This window comes from Streptomyces fradiae ATCC 10745 = DSM 40063 (assembly GCF_008704425.1).
In the GTDB taxonomy this organism is placed as follows: Bacteria; Actinomycetota; Actinomycetes; order Streptomycetales; family Streptomycetaceae; genus Streptomyces; species Streptomyces fradiae.
Genome location: NZ_CP023696.1, coordinates 6,351,115 through 6,366,755, shown reverse-complemented (window position 1 = coordinate 6,366,755; position 15,641 = coordinate 6,351,115). Strand labels below are relative to the sequence as shown.

The window sequence follows — 15,641 nt, the reverse complement described above, 5'->3', positions numbered from 1 at the left end:
ACTAGGCCCCGGGGCCCAGCCGCAGGACGGCCCGGACCGTCTTGCCGCCGGGGGCGGGCGTCACCGCGACCCGGTGGCTGAGCCGCCGGACGAGGGGCCAGCCGAACCCGCCGGGCGCGGCGGCGCGGTCGTCGCCGTGCGGCCGGGTGCGCGGCGGCGCGGGGGAGGCGTCGGTGACCTCGACGGTGAGGTCGCCGCCGTCGCCGTCCAGCTCCGCGTGGAAGGCGGTGACGCCGCCGCCGTGCCGCACGGCGTTGGTGACCAGCTCGGTGACGACGAGGAGGACGTCGTCCTCGACCCGCGGCGGTACCGGGCCCGCCGCGCGGGTGCGCAGGAGGTCGCGCACACGGGCCCGCGCGGCGGCGACGGCGCGGTGCCGGCCGTCGGCGGGGTCGCCGGGTGGCCGGGCGGCGGTGGGCGGCCGCGCTTCGGGGGTGGTGGGCGGCCCGGCGGCGGTGGGCGGCCCCGCGTAGGCACTGGTGGACGGCCCGGCGGCGGTGGGCGGCCCCGCGTAGGCACTGGTGGACGGCCCGGCGGCGGTCGGGGGCCGCGCTTCGGGGGTGGTGGGCGGCCCGGCGGCGGTGGGCGGCCGCGCCTCGGCGGGTGCACCTTCCGGGGGCGGCTGCCGCCCGTCGGTGGTGGGGTGCCGTGCGTCCGCGGCGGAGTGGGCGGGGGGCCGCTCCGGCACGGGGGCGGCGGCGGGCGGCCCGCCCCCGGTGGGACGCGGTCCGCCTCCGGTGGCGCGGGCGGGGGGCTGCCCCGCCGGGTGTGCGGCGGGGTGCTCGGCGGCCGTCATGTTCCTCCCGCGGTGCTCCGGTGCCGGTCATGACCCGTGGTGGGGCTCCTTCACGTCCCCGGTGACCCGGCGCCGGGCGGCGTGGTCCGGATCGCCGCCGCCCCGCTGCCGCGTGGCTCCCGGGGCCGCGTCGCCCTGCCCGTATTCTCCCCTCGCGCCGCCGGTGAGTCGACCTGTGGGCCCGTACGACCCGGCCCTCGGGGCGTCCACCGCCCGGTCGGCGACCTCGCGCGTCCGGCCGTCGGGGACGTCCGGTGGCCCGGACGTCGGGCTTCCGGCGCCCTCGGTACCCGGGCGGGGGCGCGCCGGGCGTCCGGAGCCTGCCCGGCGGCGGGCGGGGGCCCGTACGTGCGGCGGGCGGTGGCCCCGCTGCTACGAGGACGGGGGCGGGGGCGGCGCGGGGCGCGTGGCGGCGGCCTGCTCGGCCGCGGCCATCCGGCCGCCCGCCTCCTCCGCGGTCGCGAAGAGGTACGCCGTGCCGGTCAGCTCCAGGAGGCGGTCGAGCAGCGGCGGCCGGTTGTCCAGGTGCAGCGGCGTCCCGGTCTCGCCGGCCTTCCGGTGGATCATGAGCAGAGCCGCGAGGCCCAGCGAGTCGCAGAGCGTGAGCCCGGCGCAGTCCAGGCGGAGCCGCCGGGGCGGCGGGTCGGCGGTCAGGCAGGACCGCGCGGCCGCGGTGAGGTCGTCGGCGGTCTCCCAGTCGAGCTCGCCGCCGAGGCGGATGCGGGCGACGCCGGAACCGTCCACGGTCGTCACCAGGTCGAGGTAGTCGTATCGGTCAGCGTTCATGGTGAGAGGCGGGGCCGGGGACGGGGGGACGAGTATCACGCGCGCGCAGCGCGGCGCGGCCCCGCGCGAGGAGGGCCAGGGTGCGGGGGAAGTCTTTCAGGTGCTCGGTCATGGCGGCGAGGGCGGGGTCGAGGTAGCGGGCGGGGACGCGCCGCGCCTCCAGGACGTCGCCGGTCCACAGCAGGAAGTCGGTGAACAGCCGGTCGTCGTCGGTGTAGAGGGCGGCGGCGAGGAAGTCGACGATGTGGGCGATGTCCTCGGCGGTGCGCTCCCGCTGGGCGCCGGTGTAGGCGCGCATCGCCGGGAGCCGCTCCTCCAGGGCCGTCAGTGTGTCCCTCACCAGTCCCCGTCTGTCCCGCATCACCAGGGTGTACTCCTGGTCGCCCAGGTGCGGCAGGTCGTCCACGGTCAGCCGGGCGGCGCCGGGCGAGGGGCGCGGCAGGCCGCGGCCGAGGACGTCCGCCGCGGCGCGGGCGTCCGGGGCCCAGGCGTCGGCGCCCAGCAGCCGGGCGTGGCGGCCGTCGGCGCCGAACGCGGCCCCGCCCACGAGGACGGGGATGCCGATGGCCTGCACCGCGGTGATCGCCGTGTGGGCGGCCGGGAGGCGCGTGGGGAGGGAGGAGGACAGCGCCAGCACCGCGGGGGCGGTCTGGTGCAGGTGGGCGATGAGGTGCGGGGTGGGCACGTGGGCGCCGAGGAAGTCGACCCGGTGGCCGCGGTGGCGCAGCACCTCGGCCAGCAGCCGTGCGGGCAGGGCGTGCCACTCGCCGTCCACGCACGCCACGGTCACCGCCCCCGCGGAGCCGGGCGGCGGCGCCGGCGCGTGGTGGGCCATGGCGGCGATGACCCGCTCGTGGATGGCGGTGGCGGCGTGCTCCCGGGCCACGGTGAGGCGCCCCGCCGCCCACTCCTCGCCGACCCTGTTCTGCACGGCGGCGATGACCTCCAGCAGGACGTGCTCGGTGGCGGCGCCGTCGTCGAGGGCGGCGAACACCGCCCGCGTGGCGGCGGGCTCGTCCCCGGCGCTCACGGCTTGCCACAGCGCTGCGCGGGCGCGGGCCAGCAGGGTCTCGTCGTCCGTCGCGGACGTGGTCGTCGTTTCGCTCATGCGGTGTACCTGCCCCGTGTGTGGCCGTCCACCGCTGTCAGGTGCGTCGTACGGGGCGCGGTGATCGCCATGACCGCGACGTCGTCCTGGCGGTGGTCCCCGGTCCACGTGGCGGCGGCGAGCTGGATGTGCTCGACGACGGCTTCGGCGGGCATGTCGGCGCACTCCGCGAGCGTGTCCCGCAGGCGCTCGTCGCCCCACATGACGTCGCCCAGCGGGCCGCCCCTCGCCTCGGTGACGCCGTCGGTGTAGAGCAGGCAGGTCTCACCGGGCTGGAGGTCGACGTGGGCGGTGGTGGACCGGAGGTCGGGCAGCGCGCCGACCAGGGTGCCGGACGTGTCGGCCTCCTCGACCGTGCCGTCCTGGCGGAGGATCAGCGGGGCGGGGTGGCCGGCGCTGGTCAGCCGCAGGTGGGTGACGCCGCCGCTGCGCCGCACCGAGGCGAGGACGAGGGTGGCGAAGCGGGTGTGGTGGCTGCTGAGGAGGGCGCCGTTGAGGAGGCACAGCAGCCTGCCGTGGTCGTCCGCCAGCGGCAGCAGCGCCTGCAGGGTGTTGCGTATCTTGCCGGTCAGCACGGCGGCCTGGAGTCCCTTGCCGCACACGTCGCCCAGGACCGCCAGGGTCTCGTCGTCGGGTCCGGCGCCGGGGTGGACGTCGTAGAAGTCGCCGCCGACGCGCTCGGTCTCCTTGGAGGCGCGGTAGCCGCCGGCGTACTCGACCCCGTGCACCTGCCGCAGGGCCGGGGGCAGCAGCTCGGCCATGAGCGTGGCCGTGATGCCGCTCTGCTCCGTGTACAGGCGGGCGGCGGACAGGGCGATGCCCGCCCGCGCGGCGAAGATCCGCGCGAAGACCTCCTCCGAGGCGTCGAAGGCGGCGTGGTCGCCGCGCCGCAGCAGGATCAGCGCCCCGGCCGGTACGCCGTGGCCCGGCAGCGGGGTGACCGCCACCGACCCGACCGGGCCGGTCAGCGCCTCGGGCACCGCCCAGTCGGGCAGCGCCGCCGGGTCGATCCAGCGCGACGGGACCGGCGGGAAGCCCTGCAGGGCCTCGGCCAGGCCGGGCACGGCCGACGGGTCGATCCGCGCCGTGCGGTGCGTGACCGTGCCGCCGGCGGCGACCGCCAGCGGGTGGCGCCGGCCCGCGCCGGGCGCCACGAGGACGGCGGCGTCGGCCAGGTGCTCGGCCGCCATGCCGACCGTCACCTCCATGCACCGCTCCGTGTTCAGGGAGGCCAGCAGCCGGGAGGAGGCGTCCGCCAGGAACGCGGTGCGCTCCTGCTCGCTGCGGAGCGCCGCCTGGGCCTGCGACCGGTCGGTGTCGTCGACCAGCCACCACACGGTGTGGCCGCCCTCGCCGGGTGTGGGGTGGGCCTCCAGGGTCCGGGTCCCGTGGCGTCCGCGGACCGGCCCCGCCGGTCCCGCCCGCCGCGCGGCGCCGGGGCCGGTGCTCCGGTGCCCCCGCACGAGCCAGTCGGGCGCCGCGTCCGCGAGCCGCGCTCCGCGCACCGCCCCGGGGAACAGGGCGGCGGCCCGCGCGTTCGCCTCCACGACGGTTCCGGCGGTGTCCACGACCATGGCCGGGTAGGGCGCCCTCAACCAGGAGGCGCCCACGGACGACATCAGGCCCTGCGCCGAGCGCGGGGGGCCTTCGCAACTCTCCATATCTCCGGTCCCCGCGCCGCGGGGCCGATCACCTTCCACTGGAAGACAGGATTCCCCCACCTTCCCTCAGTCGCACGCGCGGATCAACCTCGTGCCCGCCGGTCCTCACCGTTCGGCCACAGGGAGCGGAGTGGCCGATTCCACAGGGGCGCCCGCATCCGGTGACGGGCGGCGGCGCACGCGGCGGTGCGAGCGGGGCCGCACGCGCCGGTGCCCGCGGCCGTGCGGGCCCGCGCGCGGCCACCCCGTACCCGCCCCGCAGGCGGGCCGCCCGCGTCCCCGGCACCGAAGCGCCGGTCCCCCGGGCCGCACGGGCGGTGTGTGCGGCCTCACCCCGGCGGGCCGGGGCCCGGCCGGGGCGCCGCCCCCGCACCGGCGCGGCGGGCCGGGCCCTCAGACGGCGTCGGCGAGGACCAGGGAGTGGATGCGGTCGGGGGCGCCGGGGCGGGCGTAGTACCACCCCTGGGCGGTGTCGCAGCCCAGGGCGCGCAGTTGCTCGGCCTGCGCGGCGGTCTCCACGCCCTCGACGGTGACGGCCAGTTCGAGGCTGTGCGCCAGCGAGACGATGCCCTCCACGATCTTCATGTCGACCGGGTCGGCCGGGTGCTGCTGCATGCCCCGCGTGAACGAGCGGTCGAGCTTGAGGACGCTCACCGGGAGTCGGCGGAGGTTGGCCAGGTTCGAGTAGCCGGTGCCGAAGTCGTCCAGCGCGATGTCGACGCCCATCTCGGCGAGCTGCCGCAGCGGCTTGAGCAGGTCCTCGTCGGCGCCGATGAGGGCGGACTCGGTGACCTCCAGGCACAGCGCGCCCGGTGCGAGCCCCGAGCGGTCCAGCACGTCGGTGATGTCGCCGACGAGGCCGGGGTGGTGGAGCTGGGTGGGCGACAGGTTGACGTTGATGCGCAGCGGGCCGCCGTCGGCGTGGCGGTGCTTCCAGAACCGGGCCTGCCGGACCGCCTCGTCCAGGACCCAGCGGCCCAGCGGGACGATCAGGCCGGTGTGCTCGGCGAGCGGGATGAACCGGTCGGGCCCGAGCACCCCGTGCTGCGGGTGGCACCAGCGGACCAGGGCCTCGGCGCCGTGCACGGTGCCGTCGCCGAGGTGGATGAGGGGCTGGTACTCGATGAAGAACTCGCCCCGGTCCAGGGCGGCCGGGAGGGCGGTGGTCAGGCCGTGCCGGGTGATGGCGCGGGCGTCGGCCTCCGGGTCGGCCCGCTCGTAGCGGTTGCCGCCCGCCGACTTCGCCCGGTACATGGTGATGTCGGCGCTGCGCAGCACGTCGGCGGGTCCGCGCTCGCCGGCGCGGCCCTCCACGATGCCGATGCTGCCCCGCACGGTGATCTCCCGTCCGTCGAGGCTGATCGGGGTGGACAGGGCGGCCAGGATGCGGCCGGCCAGCTCCTCGGCGTCCCGCTCGGTGACGCGGGGCCCGGTGGTGAGCGCGACGAACTCGTCGCCGCCGAGCCGGGCGACCATCTCGCCGGGCGCGGTGGCGCAGGTCTGCAGCCGGTCGGCGACCTCCACGAGGAGCCGGTCGCCCGCGGCGTGGCCCAGACTGTCGTTGATGGCCTTGAAGCCGTCCAGGTCGAGGTAGCACAGGCCGAAGCGGCTGTCCTCGCCGGCCGTGAGCGCCTTCTCCAGCCGCTCGGAGAACAGGGTGCGGTTGGGCAGCCCGGTGAGCGCGTCGTGGGTGGCCTCGTAGCGCAGGCGCAGGTTGAGCAGCCGCCGCTCGGTGGTGTCCTCCATGAGGGCGAGCTGGTACTGGGGGCGGCCCTCGGGGTCGCGGAGCAGGGAGACGGTCAGGTTGGTCCACAGGACGGTGCCGTCGGAGCGGTAGAACGGCTTCTCGACGCGGAAGTGGTCGCGCTCGCCGCGGACGAGCTCGCCGTACAGGTTCCAGACGTGCGGCGCGTCCTCGGGGTGGACCCACTCGGTGACCTTGCGGCCGCGCACGACCTGCTCCAGGCCGCCGAACATGCGGGTGAGCGCCCCGTTGACGTCGAGGACGTTGCCGTCGAGGTCGGCGATGCCGATGCCGATGGCGGCGTCCTCGAAGACGGCGCGGAAGCGGGCCTCCGTGGCGTGCAGGGCCTGTTCGGCGAAGGCGCGGGCGGCGAGCGCGGACCGGGCGATGGCCTCCTGCTCGCTGAGGGTCCGCTCGCGCAGGGCCCGCGCGAACCCGGCGGCCAGGGCGTGCTGGAGGCGGGCGCAGCGGGCCCGCAGGTCGTCGGCGGGCGTGTCCGCGCCGGTGCCGCAGTAGAGCACCAGGTACGAGTCGACGACGCCGAGCGTGCGGCTCAGGGCGTCCGGGTCCGTGCAGTGGGCGGCGACCAGGGCGGCGCCCACCGCCTGGGCGGGCGCCACGTCGAAGGGGCGGGCGCGCAGGGCGGCGCTGAGCCGCTCGGCGAGCGGCAGCAGGTGCTGCTCGAACTCGGTGCGGGTCATCGACGTCGCCGTGACGGGGAAGATGGCCCGGCTCCATATGGTCGCGAACCGCTGGAGTCTGTCCTCCAGGCCGTCGGGTTCCGCCGTGGAACCCGACACCTGCGCCGGCGTGCTCACCCCTTGCGCCCCACCCCGGCGAAGCCCGAGAAGGCGTACGGATCCTCCTGCTCGGGCGGGGTGTCGGGCCGCCAGTGCGGCATCGACACGAGGCCGGGCTCGACCATCGCCAGGCCGTCGAAGAACCGGGCGACCTCGTCGCGGGAGCGCATGACCAGCGGGTTCCTGATGTCGCGGTAGACGCCGACCGTGCCGCCCGCCTGCTCCTGCGGGACGGGGATGCCGTCGAACGACGCGTGGGTGAGGATCAGGAGGCTGCCGGGCGCCAGGGCGTCGCGGAGGGTGGCGACCGCGTCGTAGGGCCGGTCGGCGTCCTCCAGGAAGTGCAGGACGGCGACGAGGAGCAGCGCCACGGGCCGGTCCAGGTCCAGGAGGCGGCCCACCTCGGGGCTGTTGAGGATGTCGTGCGGCTTGCGGAGGTCCGCGGCGGCGATGTCGGCGCGGTCGTCGCCGTCGAGGACGGCCTTGCTGTGGGCGACCGCGACCGGGTCGTGGTCGACGTAGACGACGCGGGCGTCGGGGGCGGCCTGCCGGGCGACCTCGTGGACGTTGCCGAACGTCGGTATGCCGGAGCCGATGTCGAGGAACTGGGTGACGCCCTCGCCGACGGCGTGGCGGACGGCGCGGCGCATGAAGGCCCGGTTCGCCTGCATGATCTTGGGGAGGCCCGGCAGGAACTCCATGGCCCTGCGCGCGGCCTCGCGGTCGACCTCGAAGTTGTGGGAGCCGCCCAGGTAGTAGTCGTAGATGCGGGACACGCTCGGCACCGACAGGTCGATGCCCGGCGGGGCCCAGGCGGGACGGTCCATCGAATCTCCAACAGTCGCCACGGTGTTCGGCCTTGAAGCGGGCCGGTGTTCGAGCCGAGGCTACTGATCGCCCGCCGGGAGGGCGAGGGGAAACGGAAAAATGCGATCCGTTCTTCGTCACAGGCCACCGGCACGTGCGCGGACCGGCCGGCGGTCCGGCGGCGGCCCGCCGCCGGTGGCCTGACGGGACGCCGGCCGGTCCGCGTCGCGCGCGGGGCACTCTACCCCGGCGCCCCGGCCGACCGCCCGTCCGTGCGGTGAGGCGGCAAGTCCCTTTCGAACACGCGTCGTTGACGTGAGCCCTGTGACGCCCCGGACCTCGCGGCGGGTGGTCCGGGACCCCTCCGGCCCCCGGGCTCACCGTCGGACACGGCGGCCGGCGGTGACCGGCCCGGACGGGAGCAGGGGCGGGCGGACGGACGGGCGGGTGGACCGGCGGCCGGACGGGCGTTCGGAGCGTGCCGCCATCGGGGGACTGCCCGCGCTTCCACGGGCGGGCCGTCGTTGATCAGATCATGTTCCTCGGCGTGTACGGATCCCTGGCCTTACGGGTGTCGGCGAGCGTCGCGCTCGTATGGCCGCTCCTCCTCTCCCCCGCCCTGACCGGTCCGGCGTCCGCGCACAGCTGCGCCCACGCCACCACCGGACCCGGCGGGCGTACGGACGCGGTGGCCGTCGCGGGCGGCGCCCGCTGCACCCCGCCCCCGCCACCCTCCCCATCGACGTCCCCCTCCCCCACCTCCACGCCCGTCCCCTCCCCCACCTCCGCCCCCGTGCCCTCGCCGTCGCCCGCGCCGTCGCCGCCCGCGACCCCCGCCCCCGCCCCGGTACCCGGCCCTCCGCCCTCCCCGGCGCCCGCGCCCGTGCCCCCCGCCCGCCCGGCCGATCCCCTGCCACCGCTCCCCCCGCCCTCCGTCCCCGCGGCGCCCGCGCCGCCGCCCGCCCTGCCCGCGCCGCCCGCGCCCCGTCCGCCCGGGCCGTGGCACAGCGCGGCGCCCGGCCCCCTGCCCGTCCCGCCGCCGCCCGGCTACCGGGGCGTGCGGCGCTCGCAGGCCGGCCGGGGGCCGTCGATGGTGTCGCTGATGCTGCTGCTCACCGCACCCGCCGTGTTCGCCGCGGCCGTCCTGCGCCCGCGCTCCCGCTGAGCCGGGCACGGCACCGCCGCCGACACCGGCACCGGCGCCGGCACCGGCACCGCCACCCGCCACCCGACACCCGACAAGGAGACACATGTCGCAATGGCTCGCCCTCACCCTGGCGATGGCCGCCGCCTGCGCGGTCGTGCTGGCCATCGTCGTCATCAACCACCGCCGCGTCGGCGAGGACGACGACCCGACGCAGACACCGGACGTCATGGAGTACATGACGATGATGATCGGCGTGGTCTACGCGATCGTCCTCGGCCTGGCCATCGCCGGTGTCTGGGAGGGCCGCGGCGCCGCCCAGGAGAGCGTCCGCCTGGAGGCGCAGGCGCTGCACGAGGTGGTGGCGCGCTCCGAGGTGTGGCCCGCCGGCGTGCGGGAGCGGATCGGCGCGGACGTCGACGCGTACGTGCGGCACGTGGTCGGCCCCGAGTGGCGGGCCATGGCCGAGCGGGGCGAGGTGACCCCGCGGGGCGACGAACTGCTCGGGCGGGTACGGCGCACGGTGTCGGAGTACCGTCCGGCCGACGCGCACGAGGCGGGGGCGTACCAGCCGCTGGTGGACCAGGTGGCGGCGGCCGACGACGCGCGCGGCCTGCGGGCCGACTCGGCGGGCGCGACGATGCCGGGGGTCGTCTGGTTCGGGCTGGTCGCCGGGGCGCTGGTCGCGGTGGGCCTGATCTTCGCGCTCCAGATCCGCCGGACGTTCCGGGAGTTGCTGCTCGCCGGCCTGTACAGCGCGCTGATCGCCTTCCTGCTGTTCCTGATCTGGTCCATCGACGCGCCGTTCGGGCGGGGCGTGTCGGCGACGACGGAGCCGTTCCTGCACCATTTCCCGCATCTCGGCGACTGAGCGGGCCCGTGGGTGGACCGACCGGGTGAGGGAATGCCCCGTTCGCCCGTCCGGGGTCGCGGGTGTGGTAGGGCGCTCCTAGCGTTCCGGTCATAGAGGGCCATGTCCGTCAACCGTCGCGGAAGCCGTTTCCGCCCCTGCCCCTCGGACCGGAGGACTGATTCCATGCGTGCGATAGGTGCCGCTTCCGCCGCTCTGCTCGGAGCGGCGGCTCTCGCCCTCACCGCGCCGCCCGCGGCCGCGGTGGACCCCTTCACCGTCTCCCCCTCGACCGTCAACCCGGGCGGCCGGGTGGTGCTCGCCGCGCCCGGCTGCTCGGGCACCGCCATGGCCGCGTCCGGGGTCTTCGACACCGTGACGATCCCGGCGGGCGGCTCCGCGCTGGCCACCGTCGACTGGGACGCCCGGCGGGGCGCCTCCTACACGGTGTCCTTCACCTGCGCCGGGGGCTCGCCCGGCACCGCCCAGCTCACCATCGCGTCCGCGACGACCAGTTCGACGTCCGTCCCGACGGTGACCCGCACGGCGACCGTCACCACCACGCCCTCGGGCGTCCGGGGCGGTCTCGGCGGCAGCGTCGGCACCTGGGACGCCGGTGAGCTGGCCGCGGGCGGCTCCCTGGTCGCCGCGGCGGTCGCCGGCACGGTGTTCGTGGTCCGCCGCCGGTCCACCGCCGCGGGCCGCCGCCACTGACCCCGCACCCACCACACCGCCGTTCCCCCGCCCCGCTCCCCCGCCGTCCTCCGCCGGTGGTACGTGCACACCGGCGGCGAGAGCGCCCGTCGCCCCGAGTCCCGCGCCAGGACCCGGGGCGACCGGCGTACTCGGCCGACCGGGAGGTTCGGCCGGTCAGGCGTTTCCGCCGCTCATGCGGCGCCGGCGGTTGACGAACACGGCGCCGCCCAGGGCCGCCGCGCCGACCATCGACGCGCCGACGGCCATCTCGGTGGAGCTGGGGGCCATGGAGCCGCCGAGGCCGCCCTCCGTGCCGCGGCCGCGGATGACGGTGAACGAGGCGGTGGCGACGCGCGAGCTGCCGGTGCAGCGGACCGCGAGGTTGTAGCGGCCCGGAGTGGCGTGGTCGTAGATCCGCGGCGAGGCGGCGGAGTTGCCCGAGGTGTTGTACGTGAGAGCCGTCTTCGGGAACGCGTTGGACGTGACGACACCGCCGCGGGAGCAGCCCGTGACGCTCACCGCCAGGGCGCCGCCCTGGTGCACGTGGGTCGGGGAGACCGTGACGTTCGTCGGAGCGATACCGCCGTTGCCGCCGGTGCCCGTGTGGCTGTCGTGGTCGGTGGCGGCGGCGATCGGGGCCGTGAACCCGATCACCGCGCATGCGGTGGCGGCCACCGCGAGGGCGCGTGAAGCACGCATCGTTGAACCTCCAGCGGAAGACGCCCCCAAAGCGGTGCTCCGGGAAATCGACGGATGCGCCTTCCATGACGCACCCTCACCGGAGATCCGGACCGCCGCATTCCGGGTTCGCGCCACCTACGCCACCCCGGTGAGGCGACACGCCCGGACGGCGCGCGGCGCGGCTGACGGTCCCGCAGGTCACGGCTCGTCAGGGGCCGCGTGCGGAAGGACCCGGACGGACGATCACCCGTCCGCCGACGTGACGGCCTTCCCCGAGGCACCCGCCCGCCGGGGCGTGCGCCACCCGTCCGGCGGGCCGCCACCCGTTCGCCGCGCTGTGATCGCCGGGTGCGCGGGCCGCGCTTACCGTGCCCGGAGGAGGCCACGAAGGGAGAAGCATGGGCCTGGAGCGCAGAGGCGCCGGGGACCGGAGCGCCTGGGACGTGATCAGGGGGCGCCAGCCGTGGGGGGCGCTGGCGCTCGTCATGCTCACCGGTCTGGCCATGGTCCGCAACGGGGTGGACGTGTCGTCCGGGCCGCCCCAGCCGGTGGGCGCGGTCTCGGCCGAGCAGGGGCGCACCGTCGCGGCGCCGAAGCCGGCGGCCGGGCTGCGCCCCCTGGAGTACGCGCCCGCGTCCCGCGTGCGGATCGAGGCGCTGAAGGTGGACGCGCCCGTCATCGACGTGGGGCTCGACAGCCAGGGCTGGATCAGCGCGCCCCCGCCGCAGGACCCGAATCTGGCCGGCTGGTACCAGAACGGCATCGCGCCGGGCCAGTCCGGCACGTCCGTGATCGTCGGGCACGTGGACAACGAGACGGGGCCCGCGGTCTTCTACACGCTGGGCACCATGAAGCCCGGACAGCGGGTGGAGGTGACGCGGTACGACGGGCGGGTGGCGGTCTTCCAGGTGTACGGCGTCGAGGTGTACGACAAGGACGACTTCCCCGGCGTACGGGTCTACGGGGACACGGGCCACCCCGAACTGCGGGTGATCACCTGCGGCGGCGGGTACTCGCGCGCCGGTGGCTACGACGGCAACGTCGTGGTCTACGCCCGGCTGGTGGCCACCCGCTGAACGCCCCCGCCCCGCCGCCGCCCCGCCGCGGCGGGCGGGGCGGCGGCGCGGTACGGCCGGGAACGGCTCCGCGTCGCGACGGGGCGGCGGCGCCGGCCGACGCGGGGGCGGCCGGCCGGGCGGCCGTGCCGGCCCGGCCGGCGGGCCGCCCGGCCGGTTCGGTCCCGTCCGACGGGTCCGCGGCCCCGGTGGGGCCGGTCGCGCCGGCCCCGCCGGGCGGGTCAGCGGCGCGGCACGGTGAGGTGGTACCCCTCGTCGATCAGGCGCGGCAGGTAGGTGCGCAGGGCGCGCACGCTCTGCGAGCGGTCGCCGCCCGCGTCGTGGGAGAGCACGATGACGCCGGGCGCGGCGCCGTCCAGGACGCGGCCGACGATGGTCGCGGTGCCCGGCTCCTTCCAGTCGAGGGTGTCGACGGTCCAGGCGAGCGGTTCCATGCCCAGTTCGGCGCCGATCTCGAAGGAGTGCCGGTTCCAGGCGCCGTAGGGGGCGCGGTACCAGAGGGGGGCGGAGCCGAGCGACCGCTCGATCACCTCGCTGGTCGCGCCGAGCTCGTGGCGGATGCGGGAGGGCTTCAGCTTCGGGATGAGCGGATGGGACCAGGAGTGGTTGCCCACGACGTGCCCGTCGTCGGCCATCTCCCGCAGCAGGTCCGGGTGGTGGACGGCCATCTCGCCGCAGACGAAGAACATGGCGCGCACCCCGTACCGGCGCAGGGTGCCGAGGATGGCCGGGGTGTAGCGGGGGTCCGGCCCGTCGTCGAAGGTGAGGACCATCGTGTTGCCCGCGCCGGCGACCCGCAGGAACGGCCGCTGCCGCACGGGCGGCAGGGCGCGGGCGCCTTGGAGGCGGGGCGGGGTGTGGGAGGTCATGGGCTGGAGCCGGTACGGGGAGGGGGCCATCGGGCGGTTCGCCGACCCGGCGGCCGGGCCCACCGCGGGGCCGCCGGCCGGTGCGGGCGCGGTGGGCGCCGTGGGCGCGCGGGTGCCGGGCGGGGAGGTGCCGGGCGGGGACGGGCGCGCGGGCGCCGCCGTGGTGCCCGTGCCGGGCGCGCCCTCCCGGCCGAGGCCGAACAGGCCGACGGTGGTGGTGGCCCCGAGCGCGGCGGCGATGCGCAGCACCATCCGCCGCCCGGTAGGCATCTGGTCCTTTTTCATGACCAATGCTCCGCACGGGCGATGGGCGGATCAGGTGCGCGACACCGGGCGCGCGGGGCGAAAGCACCCGTTGGGACGAGCGGCCACGGGGCCTACGGGGCGGCGCGGACCAGGCCCTGGGCGGCGGCGCCGCGGCTGAGGGCGACACCGGTGATGCGCTCCCGCACGGCGGCGAGGGCGGTGTCGCCGGAGGCGACGGCGGCGTTGAGGTCGACGACGCGGTTGGCCGCCGTGTCGTACCACTGCGGGACGAACTCGGCCCGGGTGACCTCCCAGCGGCCTCCGGGGACGCGGGGCGGGGTGAAGGTGAAGCGGGCGATGGTGCCCTCGTTGCCGCGCGGGTCGTGGACTCCGGAGTGGTTGATCATGGCTCCGGCGATCTGGTCGCCCATGCCGTAGACGATCCACGTGCCGTTGACCTTCTCGTACGCCTGCGGGACGTGGGCGTGGGTGCCGAGGATGAGGTCGATGTCGGGGCGGCCCCCGGTGGTGGAGGCGGTGAGGGCCTCACCGAGTTCGAGCTGCTGCCGGTCGGGGGCGGTCTGCCACTCGGTGCCCCAGTGGAGGCTGACGACGACCACGTCGGCGCCGGCCTCGCGGGCGGCCCGCGCGTCGCTGAGGACGCGGCTCTCGTCGATGAGGTTGACGGCCCAGGGGCGGTCCGCGGGGACGGGGATGCCGTTGGTGCCGTAGGTGTAGGCGAGGTGGGCGACGCGGGCCCCGCCCGCCCGCAGCACGGTCGGGGTGGCGGCCTCCTCGGCGCTGCGGGCGGAGCCGGCGTGCTTGATGCCGACGCGGTCGAGGTGGCCGAGGGTGCGGCTGATGCCGTCGGCGCCCGCGTCGAGGGTGTGGTTGGAGGCGGTCGAGCAGGAGTCGTAGCCGGTCGCGCGCAGGGCGTCGGCGACCTGCGGCGGGGACTTGAAGGACGGGTAGCCGGTGAAGGGGCCGCCGTCCTCCCCGTACACGGTCTCCATGTGGCAGATGGCCAGGTCGGCGCCGGAGATGACGGGAGCGACACCGGCGAGCATGGGCCGGAAGTCGTGTCCCGAGCCTCCGGCGTCGGCCTGGGCGGCGCGGATCACCGAGTCGTGCGGGAGGACGTCTCCGGTGGCGGCGAGCGTGAAGGGCCTCGGCGCGGGGGCGGCGCGTCCGACGCCGGAGTGGGCGGCGGGCGGGGCCGACGAGGTGGCGGGGGCGGACGGGGCGGGCGCGGGGGCGCCGGTGCAGGCGGCGGTGGCGCCGAGCAGGGCGGCGGTGGCGAGCGCGGCCCGGCGGGACGCGGACCGGAGCACCGGCCGGCGCCCGGGCCTCGGCGCGGACCGGGGTGCGGGCCACAGTGCGCGGCACGGTCTCGGGTGGGGGCTGCGATGGGGCATGCGGGGCTCCCTGGACGCGGGACGGGTGAGAGGGGACGTCTGGCATCCATAGGCGCATGGACACCCCGATCAATCACTTAATAGGACAAATACGATAAATCAGCCGAACCGACGACCCGTCCGCGCGCCGACCGTTCGGCGCACCACTCGCCGCTCGGTGCGACCGCTCGTCGCACACCCCGGTGCGGCGGCTGTCCGGACGGGCGCGGATGCGTTCGGATACCGCTCGTGGACCCCCGGAGCCGGCGGGAAGGGATGTGAACGATGACGACGGCCACGACGACCACGGCGACCACCGACGAGCGGACCCTGGAGGAGCTGCACCGGGAACACGGACCGGCGCTGCTGAGCTTTCTCCTCGGGCTCACCTACGGCGACCGGCAGCGCGCCGAGGACCTGCTCCAGGAGACCCTGGTGCGGGCCTGGCAGCACCCGGAGGCGTTCGAGGCGCCGTACACGTCGATGCGCCCCTGGCTGTTCACGGTCGGCCGGCGGCTGGCCATCGACGCGCGGCGCTCCCGGATGGCGCGCCCCGCCGAGATCGGCGACGGCGTCCTCTCCACCACCCCCGACCCGGCCGACGCCACGGAGTCGGCCGTCGCCGCGCTCGACGTGCGGGCGGCGGTGGCCGGGCTCAGCGAGGCGCACCGGGCCGTGCTGGAGCGGATCTACTTCGACGGGCTGACCGTCAGCGAGGCGGCGGAGGAACTCGGCATACCGGCCGGGACGGTCAAGTCGCGCTCGTACTACGCGCTGCGCGCCCTCGGCCGGTGCCTGCCCGGGTACAGCCGGACGCGCCCGGCCGGCGGCAGGGGCCGTGCGGCACGCGCGGGGCGGCGCCCCGGCTGAGGCGGGCGGCGGGCGGCGCGGCCGAGGCGGGGCGGCGGGCGGCGCCGAGGCCGGAGCGGAGAGGGCCGGAGCGGAGGGGGCCGGAGCGGAGGGGGTCGGCGCGGAGAGGGCCG

Annotated in this window: 14 protein-coding genes; 5 read left to right on the top strand and 9 right to left on the bottom strand. The window is 76.8% G+C overall.

Going from position 1 to position 15,641, the window contains the following annotated elements; genetic code table 11:
* Position 1 precedes the first annotated feature (1 nt).
* The 6 genes from CP974_RS30780 to CP974_RS27760 form a co-directional block, all read right to left on the bottom strand.
* The gene (locus tag CP974_RS30780; RefSeq protein ID WP_150485870.1) at positions 2-796 is read right to left on the bottom strand and encodes an ATP-binding protein; all 795 of its coding nucleotides are present in this window, start codon (positions 794-796) and stop codon (positions 2-4) included.
* Between the two features lie 372 nt (positions 797-1,168).
* Positions 1,169-1,582: an STAS domain-containing protein gene (locus CP974_RS27780; RefSeq protein ID WP_078915833.1), complete on the bottom strand. Its 414-nt coding sequence runs from the start codon at positions 1,580-1,582 to the stop codon at positions 1,169-1,171.
* A complete protein-coding gene (locus CP974_RS27775) occupies positions 1,572-2,690 on the bottom strand; it encodes a cobalamin B12-binding domain-containing protein (protein ID WP_031135286.1) in 1,119 nt (372 codons plus the stop codon). The genes CP974_RS27780 and CP974_RS27775 overlap by 11 nt, the downstream gene beginning before the upstream one ends.
* Positions 2,687-4,351, bottom strand: a complete 1,665-nt coding sequence (locus CP974_RS27770) for a PP2C family protein-serine/threonine phosphatase (protein WP_031135284.1) — start codon at positions 4,349-4,351, stop codon at positions 2,687-2,689. The genes CP974_RS27775 and CP974_RS27770 overlap by 4 nt, the downstream gene beginning before the upstream one ends.
* Positions 4,352-4,744: 393 nt before the next feature.
* Positions 4,745-6,913, bottom strand: a complete 2,169-nt coding sequence (locus tag CP974_RS27765; RefSeq protein ID WP_031135282.1) for a putative bifunctional diguanylate cyclase/phosphodiesterase — start codon at positions 6,911-6,913, stop codon at positions 4,745-4,747.
* Positions 6,910-7,722 carry an SAM-dependent methyltransferase gene (locus tag CP974_RS27760; protein WP_031135280.1) on the bottom strand — a complete coding sequence of 271 codons (813 nt, stop codon included), beginning with the start codon at positions 7,720-7,722 and terminating at the stop codon, positions 6,910-6,912. The genes CP974_RS27765 and CP974_RS27760 overlap by 4 nt, the downstream gene beginning before the upstream one ends.
* A gap of 527 nt (positions 7,723-8,249) precedes the next feature.
* On the opposite strand from CP974_RS27760, the gene CP974_RS29850 reads away from it, so the two are divergent.
* The 3 genes from CP974_RS29850 to CP974_RS27745 all read left to right on the top strand — a co-directional run bounded on the left by CP974_RS29850 (position 8,250) and on the right by CP974_RS27745 (position 10,410).
* Complete coding sequence (locus tag CP974_RS29850; RefSeq protein ID WP_224354487.1) at positions 8,250-8,867, top strand: hypothetical protein; 618 nt, start codon at positions 8,250-8,252, stop codon at positions 8,865-8,867.
* A gap of 85 nt (positions 8,868-8,952) precedes the next feature.
* Positions 8,953-9,717, top strand: a complete 765-nt coding sequence (locus CP974_RS27750) for a bestrophin-like domain (protein ID WP_031136721.1) — start codon at positions 8,953-8,955, stop codon at positions 9,715-9,717.
* A 165-nt stretch (positions 9,718-9,882) separates the two neighbouring features.
* Complete coding sequence (locus tag CP974_RS27745; RefSeq protein ID WP_031136719.1) at positions 9,883-10,410, top strand: hypothetical protein; 528 nt, start codon at positions 9,883-9,885, stop codon at positions 10,408-10,410.
* Positions 10,411-10,566: 156 nt separating this feature from the next.
* On the opposite strand, the gene CP974_RS27740 is transcribed toward CP974_RS27745, so the two are convergent.
* On the bottom strand, positions 10,567-11,091 hold the full coding sequence (locus CP974_RS27740; RefSeq protein WP_031136718.1) for a hypothetical protein: 525 nt from the start codon (positions 11,089-11,091) through the stop codon (positions 10,567-10,569).
* Positions 11,092-11,471: 380 nt separating this feature from the next.
* On the opposite strand from CP974_RS27740, the gene CP974_RS27735 reads away from it, so the two are divergent.
* Positions 11,472-12,149 (top strand): class F sortase, encoded by a 678-nt coding sequence (locus tag CP974_RS27735; protein WP_031136716.1) that lies wholly within the window; start codon positions 11,472-11,474, stop codon positions 12,147-12,149.
* Between the two features lie 221 nt (positions 12,150-12,370).
* On the opposite strand, the gene CP974_RS27730 is transcribed toward CP974_RS27735, so the two are convergent.
* Together CP974_RS27730 and CP974_RS27725 are read right to left on the bottom strand one after the other, a co-directional pair.
* Entirely contained in the window at positions 12,371-13,303 is a 933-nt protein-coding gene (locus tag CP974_RS27730; protein ID WP_051840154.1) for a polysaccharide deacetylase family protein, read from the bottom strand.
* A gap of 92 nt (positions 13,304-13,395) precedes the next feature.
* Positions 13,396-14,679, bottom strand: coding sequence for a CapA family protein (locus tag CP974_RS27725; RefSeq protein WP_150485868.1), 1,284 nt, complete (start codon positions 14,677-14,679; stop codon positions 13,396-13,398).
* A gap of 264 nt (positions 14,680-14,943) precedes the next feature.
* Here CP974_RS27725 and CP974_RS27720 point away from each other — a divergent pair, with 264 nt between their 5' ends.
* Positions 14,944-15,528: a sigma-70 family RNA polymerase sigma factor gene (locus CP974_RS27720; protein ID WP_031135778.1), complete on the top strand. Its 585-nt coding sequence runs from the start codon at positions 14,944-14,946 to the stop codon at positions 15,526-15,528.
* Positions 15,529-15,641 lie beyond the last annotated feature (113 nt).

Excerpts from the sequence above, each read along its gene's own strand:
- CP974_RS27745 (WP_031136719.1), top strand. The coding sequence starts at position 9,883 with ATGCGTGCGATAGGTGCCGCTTCCGCCGCTCTGCTCGGAGCGGCGGCT.
- CP974_RS30780 (WP_150485870.1), bottom strand. The coding sequence starts at position 796 with ATGACGGCCGCCGAGCACCCCGCCGCACACCCGGCGGGGCAGCCCCCC.
- CP974_RS27770 (WP_031135284.1), bottom strand. The coding sequence starts at position 4,351 with ATGGAGAGTTGCGAAGGCCCCCCGCGCTCGGCGCAGGGCCTGATGTCG.
- CP974_RS27725 (WP_150485868.1), bottom strand. The coding sequence starts at position 14,679 with ATGCCCCATCGCAGCCCCCACCCGAGACCGTGCCGCGCACTGTGGCCC.
- CP974_RS27720 (WP_031135778.1), top strand. The coding sequence starts at position 14,944 with ATGACGACGGCCACGACGACCACGGCGACCACCGACGAGCGGACCCTG.
- CP974_RS27735 (WP_031136716.1), top strand. The coding sequence starts at position 11,472 with ATGGGCCTGGAGCGCAGAGGCGCCGGGGACCGGAGCGCCTGGGACGTG.
- CP974_RS27730 (WP_051840154.1), bottom strand. The coding sequence starts at position 13,303 with ATGAAAAAGGACCAGATGCCTACCGGGCGGCGGATGGTGCTGCGCATC.
- CP974_RS27780 (WP_078915833.1), bottom strand. The coding sequence starts at position 1,582 with ATGAACGCTGACCGATACGACTACCTCGACCTGGTGACGACCGTGGAC.
- CP974_RS27775 (WP_031135286.1), bottom strand. The coding sequence starts at position 2,690 with ATGAGCGAAACGACGACCACGTCCGCGACGGACGACGAGACCCTGCTG.
- CP974_RS27740 (WP_031136718.1), bottom strand. The coding sequence starts at position 11,091 with ATGCGTGCTTCACGCGCCCTCGCGGTGGCCGCCACCGCATGCGCGGTG.
- CP974_RS27750 (WP_031136721.1), top strand. The coding sequence starts at position 8,953 with ATGTCGCAATGGCTCGCCCTCACCCTGGCGATGGCCGCCGCCTGCGCG.
- CP974_RS27760 (WP_031135280.1), bottom strand. The coding sequence starts at position 7,722 with ATGGACCGTCCCGCCTGGGCCCCGCCGGGCATCGACCTGTCGGTGCCG.